This window comes from Paraburkholderia sp. (assembly GCF_047605525.1).
Taxonomy (GTDB): Bacteria; Pseudomonadota; Gammaproteobacteria; order Burkholderiales; family Burkholderiaceae; genus Paraburkholderia.
On sequence record NZ_JASGFN010000036.1, the window covers coordinates 52,383 to 63,520 of the forward strand.

General features: G+C 67.0%; 10 protein-coding genes. 8 read left to right on the forward strand and 2 right to left on the reverse strand.

What is annotated here, in order from left to right; genetic code table 11:
• Positions 1 to 31 precede the first annotated feature (31 nt).
• Both QM685_RS33840 and QM685_RS33845 read right to left on the reverse strand, forming a co-directional pair.
• Positions 32 to 901: a DMT family transporter gene (locus QM685_RS33840; RefSeq protein WP_415123604.1), complete on the reverse strand. Its 870-nt coding sequence runs from the start codon at positions 899 to 901 to the stop codon at positions 32 to 34.
• A gap of 152 nt (positions 902 to 1,053) precedes the next feature.
• Positions 1,054 to 2,616: an ABC1 kinase family protein gene (locus QM685_RS33845; RefSeq protein ID WP_415123605.1), complete on the reverse strand. Its 1,563-nt coding sequence runs from the start codon at positions 2,614 to 2,616 to the stop codon at positions 1,054 to 1,056.
• Between the two features lie 186 nt (positions 2,617 to 2,802).
• On the opposite strand from QM685_RS33845, the gene QM685_RS33850 reads away from it, so the two are divergent.
• The 8 genes from QM685_RS33850 to QM685_RS33885 all read left to right on the forward strand — a co-directional run bounded on the left by QM685_RS33850 (position 2,803) and on the right by QM685_RS33885 (position 10,999).
• The gene (locus tag QM685_RS33850; protein WP_415123606.1) at positions 2,803 to 3,558 is read left to right on the forward strand and encodes a DeoR/GlpR family DNA-binding transcription regulator; all 756 of its coding nucleotides are present in this window, start codon (positions 2,803 to 2,805) and stop codon (positions 3,556 to 3,558) included.
• Between the two features lie 465 nt (positions 3,559 to 4,023).
• Positions 4,024 to 5,115 carry a 2-aminoethylphosphonate ABC transporter substrate-binding protein gene (phnS, locus tag QM685_RS33855; protein WP_415123607.1) on the forward strand — a complete coding sequence of 364 codons (1,092 nt, stop codon included), beginning with the start codon at positions 4,024 to 4,026 and terminating at the stop codon, positions 5,113 to 5,115.
• A 185-nt stretch (positions 5,116 to 5,300) separates the two neighbouring features.
• Positions 5,301 to 6,401, forward strand: coding sequence for a 2-aminoethylphosphonate ABC transport system ATP-binding subunit PhnT (gene phnT / locus QM685_RS33860; RefSeq protein ID WP_415123608.1), 1,101 nt, complete (start codon positions 5,301 to 5,303; stop codon positions 6,399 to 6,401).
• Positions 6,379 to 7,335 carry a 2-aminoethylphosphonate ABC transporter permease subunit gene (locus QM685_RS33865; RefSeq protein ID WP_415123609.1) on the forward strand — a complete coding sequence of 319 codons (957 nt, stop codon included), beginning with the start codon at positions 6,379 to 6,381 and terminating at the stop codon, positions 7,333 to 7,335. The genes phnT and QM685_RS33865 overlap by 23 nt, the downstream gene beginning before the upstream one ends.
• On the forward strand, positions 7,325 to 8,188 hold the full coding sequence (gene phnV, locus QM685_RS33870; protein ID WP_415123610.1) for a 2-aminoethylphosphonate ABC transport system, membrane component PhnV: 864 nt from the start codon (positions 7,325 to 7,327) through the stop codon (positions 8,186 to 8,188). Before QM685_RS33865 ends, phnV begins: the two co-directional genes overlap by 11 nt.
• A 106-nt stretch (positions 8,189 to 8,294) precedes the next feature.
• A complete protein-coding gene (locus QM685_RS33875) occupies positions 8,295 to 9,044 on the forward strand; it encodes a phosphonate utilization associated transcriptional regulator (RefSeq protein ID WP_415123611.1) in 750 nt (249 codons plus the stop codon).
• A gap of 2 nt (positions 9,045 to 9,046) precedes the next feature.
• Positions 9,047 to 10,318 carry a phosphonoacetate hydrolase gene (gene phnA, locus QM685_RS33880; protein ID WP_415123612.1) on the forward strand — a complete coding sequence of 424 codons (1,272 nt, stop codon included), beginning with the start codon at positions 9,047 to 9,049 and terminating at the stop codon, positions 10,316 to 10,318.
• Positions 10,319 to 10,438: 120 nt separating this feature from the next.
• Entirely contained in the window at positions 10,439 to 10,999 is a 561-nt protein-coding gene (locus QM685_RS33885; RefSeq protein ID WP_415123613.1) for a phosphonate degradation HD-domain oxygenase, read from the forward strand.
• Positions 11,000 to 11,138 lie beyond the last annotated feature (139 nt).

Below are 11,138 nucleotides of genomic sequence, written 5' to 3' on the forward strand. Positions count from 1 at the left end.
GCGGCGGATGAGCGGCGCCGCCTGGCGCGCCTCACGAGCGCGCCAGCAACACCCCGGCTAACGCCACGGCAAACCCCGCGATCTGCACCGGCAGCAGCGTTTCGCCGAATCCCACGTACCCCGCGAGCGCGGCCAGCGGAGGCGCGAGGAACATCAGCGCGGTCGCGCGCGCCGCATCGCCGCGCCGGACCATCCAGACGAGCAGCGTGACGCTGATGCCGGACAGCATCACGACGCCCCACGCGAGCGATGCCCACAGCGTCGGCGACGCGATCCAGCGATGCTCGCCGAGCGCGAGCGCCAGCACGCCCGCGACGATTGCCGCGCCGACGTTCTGCACGGCGCTCGCGCTGCGGATGTCGGCCTTCGCGAGCGAAGTCTTCTGAAACAGCGTGCCCGCCGTGATCGCCGCCACCGCGGCGATCGACACCAGCACGACGAGCCATGCGGGTGCGTTGCCGTGCGTCGGCGGTGTCGCGGCGGCGAGTTTCGGCGTGAGCACCAGCACGACGCCGGCAAGGCCGAGCGCCATTCCGCTCCAGCCGCGCCGCGAAAGCCGTTCGCCGAACAGCGGCGCGGCGACGGCGGCCGTCGCGAGCGGTTGCAGCGCGCCGAGCAACGCCATCACACCGGCGCTCAGGCCTTGCGCGACCGCCCAGTAGCCGGCGCCGAGATACACGCCTTGCAGCAGCGCGCCCGCGGCCAGATGCTTGCCGAAGTCGCGGCTTGCCGGCCATGCCGCGCGCGCGACCAGCGCGGCCAGCGTGAAGACCAGCGCGGTGCCGCCGAAGCGGGCGAGCAGAAAGAGATTGGGATCGGCGTAAGGCGTGATCGCGCGGGCGACCACGAAGCCGGTCGACCACAGCACGACGAAAACGGCGGCGATAAAGGAAGCGAGCATTGAAACGTATGGCGTAGCAAAGCCGCCATCCTGGCCGTAGATACGGCGCGCGTCTTGTTTGAATCTGCAATCGGCGCGGCGTTCGAGTGGCCATGAGTGTTAGCCGTGGCGCTTGCGTCGCCCGGCAACAGCAACGGCAACGCGCGGAGCTTTCACCACCACATCAGCAATATCGCCCCCGCTCCCAGCGCACCGCCGCACACCACGCAACCCCACAGCAGCCAGCGGGTGCGCCGGTATTCGCGCGCGAGATCGGCGAGCAGTTGCGCGTTCTGCTGCGGCGTGCGCGCACGATCGTGCTGCTGCTGAAGATAACGCACCGCCAGTTGCGGCACGCGCGGCAGCATGTGCGCGAGATGCGGCAGTTCGTGCGACAGGCGCTTGAGCCAGCCGCGATGATCGAGGTCGCGGCGCGCGATATCCGCGAGCACGCCGCGCGCGATGTTCCATGTATCGACGCCCGGATGCAGTGCCCGCGCGAGCATCTCCGCCTGCTGGAACGAGCGCTGCGCGGTGGCGAGGCGGCCGGGCACGTGGCCGTCGAACGGCAGCACGCCGTGCAGCAGATGATGAAACAGCGAACCCGCCGAGCGGTCTTCCGGGTCGGCCGCGAAGTGCGCTTCGGCGCGCGTGCGCAGCTCGGCTTCGAGCATTTCGGCGCGGGTGTCGTGCGGCACGTGGCCGGCCTCGCGATGCATCTCGGCCAGCCGACCGTAGTCCTGGTCGAACAGGGCGGTCGCACCGTGCACGAAGAACTCGCGCTCGTCGCCCGATAGCGTCGACATGATCGAAAATTCCGCGAGCACGAGACACCCGAGCGTGTCCGGTTCGATGCTCACACGCACCCGGCGTGCATCGAGCGTCGCGTGGAAGAAGCCGTGCTCGAACGCCTGCTCGGTGACCACCTCGACGATATGCGCGGCGAGCGGCGCGAGCTTGACCCGATGCGCGTGCAGGCCCGGCAGGTCGCTCGCCGGCAGCGTATTGACGCGCTGCGTCGTCAGCGTGTGGTCGGTGCAGAGTTCCCAGATCACGTCCGGTACGACGATGCGTCTGTCGCCGTCGAAATGGTGGCCGGTCTGGCTCAGGTTCGCGGCTTCGGCGCGCAGGTCGAAGCGACGCAGGATGTCGTCGGTGAAGGTTTGCGCGAGCGCGCGCAGTTGCAGGCGGCGCGCGGTGCGTGACAGCTTTTCGAGCCAGCGCGCGACCCAGCGCAGCAGCGCGAGTTCGTCGCCGATCTGTTGTAGCTGCTGCGCGCGCACGAGTTTGATCGCCACTTCGCGATGGCCTTTGAGCGGCGTCGCGAGCCGCGCGAAATGCGTCTGCTCGGCAAAGCCGTTGCGCACCGGGACCAGGTCGACCGCGCTGAACAGCTCGGCGAGCGGTTTGCCGAACGCGCGCGTCAACGCTTCTTCCGACTCGGCCGGCGGCAGCGGCGCTTCCATGTGATCGATCGCGTCGATCGCGTCGTGCAGCGTGCTGGTGGCGAGTTCGGGGCGCTCGGCGAGCGTCTGCGCGAAGCGGCTCGCGAGCGGCCCGAGCGCCGGCAGCACGCGCTGCAACTGCGCGCCGCTGCGTTCCGACGCATGCACGCGGCCGATCAGCTCGATCATCCAGTGCAGTTTGTGGTCGGGCGGGGCGGCGAGCCAGATCAGGCGCGCGCCGTAACGCAGCGCATGGAACAGCAGCAGTAGACGGCGAAACAGTGGCGGCATCGGCAATTCGGTTGACGGGCGAGACGGTGTGCGTGGCGAGGCGGCGGCCAGGCCGGCGGACCCGGACCGTCAAGGTTAGCAGGTCGGCGGGCGGGCCACTACCAACACCAACGACGCGTAATACAATACGCCCGGCCTTCCTCAATCACGGCGAAACCCCAGCGTGCCGGCTTCCGGCCTTCACAGATGCTCGCAGAACAACGTCATCAATACATCCTCGCGCAAGTCGCCAAGAACGGCGCGCTCTCGGTTGCCGAACTGGTGCGCGAACTGAACGTATCGCGCGAGACGATCCGCCGCGACCTCAACGCACTCGCCGGCCGCGGCCTGCTCGTGACGACGCACGGCGGCGCGTTGTCGAACGACCGGCGCGAGCCCGATCTCGATACGCGCGAAACCGAGAACGCCGGCGCCAAGCGCGCGATCGGCGAGCGCGCGGCCGAGTTCGTGCCGGACGGCGCGTCGTTGATCGTCGATTCGGGCAGCACCACGCAGGCGGTCGCGCGGGCGCTGCTCGACCGGCACCGGCTGACGGTCTATACGAACGACTGGCGCATCGCACTGCTGCTCGGCCGGCGCAACGACAACCGCGTGACGCTGCTCGGCGGCGAGCTGTCGGATATCGAGGACGCGACCTTCGGCCTCGACACGGTCCACCAGCTCACGCAGTACCACGCGGACTTCGCGTTTATCGGCGCGGGCGGCATTTCGCCCGACGGCTATCTGAGCGACTACAGCCGCATGGCCGCCGAGGTGCGCAGCCGGATGATCGCCGCGGCCGACATGGTGGTGATCGTCGCCGACCATTCGAAGTTCGGACGCGTGACGCCGGTGCGTATCAACGGCATCGAGTCGGCGCGTTATCTGGTGACCGAGCTGGCGCCGGAGCGCGCGCTCGGCAAGGCGCTCACCGCGCACGGGCTGGAAATTCTGATCGCCTGAGGAGGCGGTGCACACGAGCACCGACACCCGCCACTGCCCGCGCCGCATGCAACGCAGTTTCCCCGACGCATCCTGCATACATCGTCATTTTCGCCATGTACGATCCAGATGGGATCGGCGCGCGGCCTGCGCATTCCGGTCGCGACGCCGCTCGCATGGGTTGGCTTAATTTGGCGAATTGTGTCGTTTTTTGGAATTCGACAGAATAGTCATGGCGTTGTCATCGAAACCTGTGATTCTTGCCGTGCCCGTTCAGGCGCGGCAGGCAGCGCGAGTCTCGCAGGCCGCGCCGTCAGTCAGGCTGGACGAGAAGCGGCGAAGTTGTTGGCAATCTGCAATTCACGACAGACCGGCGCGGCAACGGCCGCGGGCGACACGCAAGCGGCGCGGCGCGAGCCGCCGTTCAATCACTACAGGTATGGGTTATCCCGACCGTCTGGTTTTTTGCCTTTCGGAGAGAGCGACATGAAAAAGACGAATTCCCTTCACGCCGCGGCCGGTCTCGCGCGCAAACTGCTGCCCACGCTGGTCGCCGCCGCCGCATTCGGCGGTGTCGCGATGCAAGCCCACGCGGCCGACGCGGTGGTGCTGTACACCGCCGACGGCCTCGAAAATCTCTACAAGGACGTGCTGCCGGGCTTCGAGAAGAAGGAAGGCGTGAAGGTCAATATCGTCACGGCGGGCAGCGGCGAAGTCGTGAACCGCGCGACCATCGAGAAGGATCAGCCGAAGGCCGACGTGCTCGTCACGCTGCCGCCGTTCATCCAGCAGGCTGATCAGAGCGGGCTGCTGCAGGCGTACCAGAGCGCCAACTACAAGAACGTGCCGGCCATCGCGAAGGCGTCGAACGGCGCGTGGGCGACCTTCGTGAACAACTACTTCTCGTTTGCGATCAACCCGGAAGTCACGAAGACCCAGCCGAAGACCTTCGCCGATCTGCTGCATCCGGATTTCAGCGGCAAGGTCGCCTACTCGAATCCGGCAACCGCCGGCGACGGCATGGCCGTGATCATCCTGACCTCGTCGCTGATGGGCGAGGACAAGGCGTTCGACTATCTGAAGAAGCTCGAGCAGAGCGCCAAGTTCCACACCAAGGGCACGGGCTATCTCGACGTGCTGCTCTCGCGTAACGAAATCGCGGTCGCCAACGGCGACCTGCAGATGGATCTCGACGACGCGGCCAACGGCGGCCTGTCGCTGAAGCCGGTGTTCCTCGCCGCCGAGGCGGGCGGCCAGCCGACCACGTTCCAGTTGCCGTACGCGATCGCGCTGATCAAGAACGGCCCGAACCAGGCCGAGGGCAAGAAGCTGATCGACTATCTGATGTCGACGGAAGTGCAGTCGAGGGTGCCGGACATCTTCGGCATTCCGGGCCGCAGCGACGTGCCGCTTGCCGGCAAGAACGGCGAAACCGTCAAGCAGGCGATCAGCGGCGTCAAGCTGATTCCGGTCGACTGGAATCAGGTGATGGCGAAGAAGGCCGACTGGACCACGCGCTGGAAGAACGACGTGATCGGTTCGTCGGGCAAGCAGACCGAAGTGGTCAAGCCGAAGTAAATCGCCGCGGTAAGCCGCCGCGGTAAATCGCGGAAATCAGTCGTGGCCTGTTCACGGATGAGCCGCGGCATGCCGCGGCGGTTGACGTAACCGATTCAGGCGGCGCTTTGCCGGGAACCGGGCCAGCGGGTCCGGCATCGCGCGCGGCGCCGCATCAGCTTTAATCCTGTTGGAGGAAGACCCCGGTGAATACGGTCAGTCTCGCTCACCCAAACGCGCCCGGCGCTTCACTGGATGCGTTCGATGCCCTGCCTTCGGACGCGCCGGGTGGCGTGCAGATCGATCACCTGACGGTGCGCTTCGGCGCGCGCACGGTGCTCGACGATCTGTCGTTGACTATCCGGCGCGGTGAATTGCTCACCGTGCTCGGCCGCAGCGGCTGCGGCAAGACGACGTTGCTGCGGTTCATCGCGGGCTTCATCGAGGCGGACGGACTCGCCGGCACGCTGAGCGTCGCCGGCCACGACCTCACGCACGTGCCGCCGCACAGGCGCAATCTCGGTCTGCTGTTCCAGAGCTATGCGCTGTTTCCGCATCTGTCGGTATTCGAGAACGTCGCGTTCGGCTTGCGCGCGCGCCGTATCCCCGCGCGCGACGTTGCGCGCCGCGTCGCCGACGCATTGAAGCTCGTGCAGCTCGGCGATGCCGGTCACGTGATGCCCGCGCAACTGTCGGGCGGCATGCAGCAGCGCGTGGCGCTCGCCCGCGCGCTCGTGATCGAGCCCGATGTGCTGCTGCTCGACGAACCGCTGTCCGCGCTCGACGCCAATCTGCGCGCGTCGGTGCGCTCCGAGCTGAAGGCGCTGCATGAACGCCTGCCGAATCTGACGATCGTCTGCGTCACGCACGATCAGGACGACGCGCTCGTGCTGTCCGACCGCACGCTGCTGATGCGCGACGGCCGCATCGCGCAGCTCGGCACGCCGCAGCAGTTGTACGACACGCCGGCCGACGGCTTCGTCGCGCGCTATCTCGGCGCGGCCAATCTGCTGCCGCCGCAGGTCGCGTTCGGCATGGACGACGCGCGCTACAACGAGCGCGAGCGGGTCGCCTGTCTGCGTCCGGAATCGCTGCGCATCGTGCCGCTCGGCGAAGGACAGTTGCACGGCGCGATCGCGTCGGTCGAATGGTATGGCGCGGTGGTGTCGGTGTCGGTCGTGCTCGACGCACTGCCCAACGAACCCGTGCTCGTCACGATGCCGCGCGGCCACGGTATGTCGCCGGAGAAGGGCGCGCGAGTTTCCCTGCGTTACGAGGCTGACAATGTCGTCCTTATCAAGCCCTGATACGGCTAATCCGCTCGGCCTGTCCGCCGACGCCGAGGCCGCCGCGGCGCGCCGGCTCGCGAGCGCCGCGGCGCACACCGCCGCGGTGAAGCGGCGCGAGCGCCTCGCGCAATGGCATCTGCTGTTCATCGCCGTGGTGGTGCTCGGCCCGCTCGTCATCTATCCTCTCGTGCGGCTGGTGATGCTGAGCCTGACCGGCGCGCACGGCATGAGCGTCCACGCGTACGCAACGTTCTTCGGCAATCCCGAAACGCGCGGCGTGATCGGCACGACGCTCGGCATCCTGTTCGCGAGCGCGAGCCTGGCTTCCCTGCTCGGCGTGGCGCTCGCGGCGCTGCTGTTCTTCAAACCGTTTCCGGGCGCGCGGATGGTCACGCGCTTTCTCGAACTGTTCGTCGCGTTTCCGTCGTTCCTCGTCGCGTTCACGCTGATCTTCCTGTACGGCTCGCAGGGCTCGGTCAGCATCGGGCTGCAACGGCTCTTCAATCTGCAGGACCCGCCGCTCGATTTCCTGTTCGGCATCGGCGGCGTGATTCTCGCGGAGGTGGTGTTCTATACGCCGTTCGTCGTGCGACCGACGCTCGCGTCGTTCGCGCTGCTCGACCAGCGGCTGATCGAAGCCGCGCGCAGCCTCGGCGCGAATGGCCTGATGGTCGCGTTCCGGGTGATTCTGCCGCTCGCGTGGCCGGGCATCGCGGCCGGCACGATCCTGTGTTTCCTGCTGACGTTGAACGAGTTCGGCATTCTGCTCGTGCTCGGCAGCGCGCATCTGATCACGCTGCCGGTCGCGATCTACAGCGCCGCCACCGTCGATCTCGATCTACCGACCGCCGCTGCCGGCGCGGTCGTGATGCTGCTGATGTCGTTGTCGCTGTACGCGTTGTACCGGCGCGTCAATAGTCGCAAGGTGAAAGGAGCCGGTCATGGCCGTTGAACTCGATCCGACCGTGCTGCCGGTCATGCACAAGAAGGGCCGGCCGGTGCGGCACAGCCTCGCGGTGCGCCTGTTGGGCGGTCTGTTTCTCGGCTTCGCCGCGCTGTTGTGCTTCTGGCTGTTCGTGCTGCCGGTGCTGGTGGTCGCGCTGTCGAGCGTCGCGTCGCACTGGTCCGGCACGATCCTGCCCGACGGCTTCAGCATGCGCTGGTTCGAGCGCCTGAGCTCGAGCGACTTCGACGCGCTGACGACGAGCCTCGAAGTCGGCATGGGCGTCGCGGTGCTCGGCACGGCTGTCGGGCTATGGCTTGCGCTCGCGCTGGAAGGACGCGACCGGCGCGGCCTCGGCGCCGTCGTCGACATGATCGCGATGATGCCCAACGGCGTGCCGAGCGTGGTGCTCGGCCTCGCGGTGCTGATCGCGTATCACAAGCGGCCGATCGATCTGTCGAGTTCGGCCGCGATCGTCGTGTTCGTGCAGCTCGCGCTGGTGCTGCCGTTCTGCTACCGGTGCGCGGCTGCCGCGCTGCGCCCGGAGCTCACCGTGCTGCGCGAGGCGGCCGCGAGCCTCGGGGCGCCGCCGTCGATGGTGCTGCGCCGCGTCGTGCTGCCGCAACTGGTGCCGGCGATCCGCGCGAGCCTCGCGCTCGGCTTCGCGCTGTCGCTCGGCGAACTCGGCGCGACGCTGACCGTGTATCCGCCCGGTTTCGCGACGGTGCCGATCGTCGTGGTCGGACAGGTGGAGCGCGGCTATTACCTGCCGGCTTCCGCGCTATCGCTGATCCTGCTGCTGGTCTCGCTGGTCGCGCTGCTGCTGATCGCGGCGCGCGCTCCCCGCCGCCGGATCGACTGACGGCCTGCCTGCCACTTCCGTGCTTCGACGTACGCGCGCCACGGCGGCGCGCAAACCGCCGCGTGCTGATGTTCGTGTGGCAAAAATTGTCAAAGTGACCGAAAATATGCACTCTGCTTCCGTCGATCAGATCGAGGTCGTGCGCCGCCATTCGCTGACGACGCTGGTGCGCGACGAGCTCGAGCGGCATATCGTCGACGGCACGCTTGCACCGGGCGACAAGCTCAACGAAGCCGACTGGGCGGCGCGGCTGCAGGTGTCGCGCGGACCGGTGCGCGAGGCGTTTCGCGCGCTCGAGCAGGCCGGGCTCGTGCGCACCGAGAAGAATCGCGGCGTGTTCGTGCGGACGGTGTCGCTGGCGGAGGCGGACGAGATTTACGCGGTGCGCGCGGTGCTCGAAGAAGCGGCGTGCCGGATGCTGGCCGCGCGCATCGACGCGGGCAAGCTCGCGGGGCTGCGCGACTGGGTCGACACGATGCGCGCCGCGCTCGCGTCGCGGGATCACGATGCGTATGCGCGCGCGAACGTCGCGTTTCATGACGCGCTCGTCGCGGCGGCGGGCAACCTGAAGCTGTACGAGACGTATCGAAGACTGGTCAGCGAGTTGAGCCTGTTTCGGCGCGTCGCGCTGGCGGTGCAGGCCGACACGATGGAGCGCTCGCTCGCCGAGCATCGCGCGATTCTGAACGCGCTCGCTTCGCGCGATGCCGAGCGGGCCGCGGCGCTGATGCATTCACATGTGAACGGCGGTTTGCAGCGTGCGCGTGCGGCGTGCGACTCGGCAGGCGATGCGGCGGGCGCGGAGCGGATTCTGGCGAAGACAACCGGCATGACAACGCGGCAATGGGAAACCTGACGATGACACACACCGACCCACGCACGATCGAAGTCAATGGCCGCCGTTACCGGCTGCCCTCGCAACCGACCGTCGTCGTCTGCGTCGACGGCTGCGAGTTCGCGTACCTCGAAGCGGCGGTCGCGGCCGGCGTCGCGCCGTTCATCGGCTCGATGCTCGAGGGCGGCGCGGCCTTTCGCGGCGACTGCGTGATTCCGTCTTTCACGAACCCGAACAACCTGTCGATCGTGACCGGCGTGCCGCCGTCGGTGCACGGCATCTGCGGCAACTACTTCTGGGACCCGGACGCGAACGGCGGCGCGGGCGCGGCGGTGATGATGAACGACCCCGCCTACCTGCGCGCCGGCACGCTGCTCGCGGCCGCCGCCGACGCGGGCGCCGCGGTTGCCGTCGTCACCGCGAAGGACAAGCTGCGCGGGCTGCTCGGCTGGCAGTTGAAGGGCATCTGCTTCTCGGCGGAAAAAGCCGACAAGGTCACGCGCGAGGCAAACGGCATCGACGATGTGCTCGGTCTGGTCGGCCTGCCGCTGCCCGACGTGTACAGCGCGGGGCTGTCCGAATTCGTATTCGCGGCCGGCGTGCGGCTCGCGCAGACGCGCAAGCTCGACCTGATGTATCTGTCGACCACCGACTACATCCAGCATAAATGGGCGCCCGGCACCGAAGGCGCGAACGCGTTCTACGCGATGATGGACGGCTACCTCGCGAAGCTCGACGTGCTCGGCTGGGTGATCGGGCTGACCGCCGATCACGGCATGAACGCGAAGCACGATCCGCAAACCGGCGAGCCGAACGTGATCTATCTGCAGGATCTGCTCGACGACTGGCTCGACGAGTCGACGGCGCGCGTGATTCTGCCGATCACCGATCCGTACGTCGTGCATCACGGCGCGCTCGGTTCGTTCGCGACGGTTTATCTGCCGCGCGATGTCGATGCCGCGCAGATGATTGCGCGGATTGCGCTCCTGCCGGGCATCGAGGCCGTGCTCGAGCGGCGTGCCGCGTGTGTTCGCTTCGAACTGCCCGAGGATCGCATCGGCGATATCGTCGTGATCGGCACGAAGCACGTCGTGCTCGGCACGCGGCGTGACGAGCACGATCTGTCCGGGCTGACCGTGCCGTTGCGCTCGCACGGCGGGATTTCGGAGCAGGAGGTGCCGTTGCTGTTCAACCGGCGCGTTCAGGCGCTGGCCGCAGATGGCGGCGTGAACGGCCGAAGACTGCGCAACTTCGATATCTTCGACGTCGCGTTGAATCGCGTGTCGGCATCGTGAGCGCTGTGTCGCGGCTCGACAACGTCGATCCGCATCAGCAGCGGGACGCCGTTCGGGTTGTCGAAGCGATGCAAAGCTTTACCCATCCGAAGACCTTTTCATTACCGTGGGAGTAGCAGGGTGGCATTGAGTCTGGACGATATCCGTTCGCTGTTCGAGCGATACGGCAGTCTCGCGTATAGCGGCGAGCCGGTGACGCAGCTCGAGCATGCATTGCAGAGCGGTGCGTTGGCCGAGGAAGCGGGCGCGAGCGATGAACTGGTCGCCGCGGCGTTCTTGCACGACCTTGGACATCTGCTCAATCTGCAAGGGGAAACGCCGACGCAACGGGGTGTCGACGATCTGCATCAGTATTTCGCGCTGCCGTTCTTGCGGCCGGTGTTGTCAGAAGGAGTGCTGGAACCGATCCGTTTGCACGTCGACGCGAAGCGCTGCCTGTGCGCAATCGACGCCACTTACTTCGGCCAGCTTTCAGCCGATTCGGTGCGCAGCTTGCAATTGCAGGGCGGCATTTTCAGCAAGGAAGAGGCCGAGGCGTTTCTGCGCAAGCCTTACGCGGAGGATGCGTTGTGTCTGCGTAAATGGGACGACCGCGCAAAAGAAAAAGATCGCCCGACATCGGATCTTGATCATTATCTGGGTGTGGTCGAGCGGATGATGCACAGGCATGTGACGATCTGAGTCGGGGCACTTCGGGGGGCGTTTGGCTTCATGGGTTGCTGCTCATCTTTTGGCAGGGGTTCTGGCGGAATGGGCCGGTCGGTCGGGAGATAAAAACCTGTTGACGGTCGTGTGAAAGTTCTCCATAATCTCGCTTCTC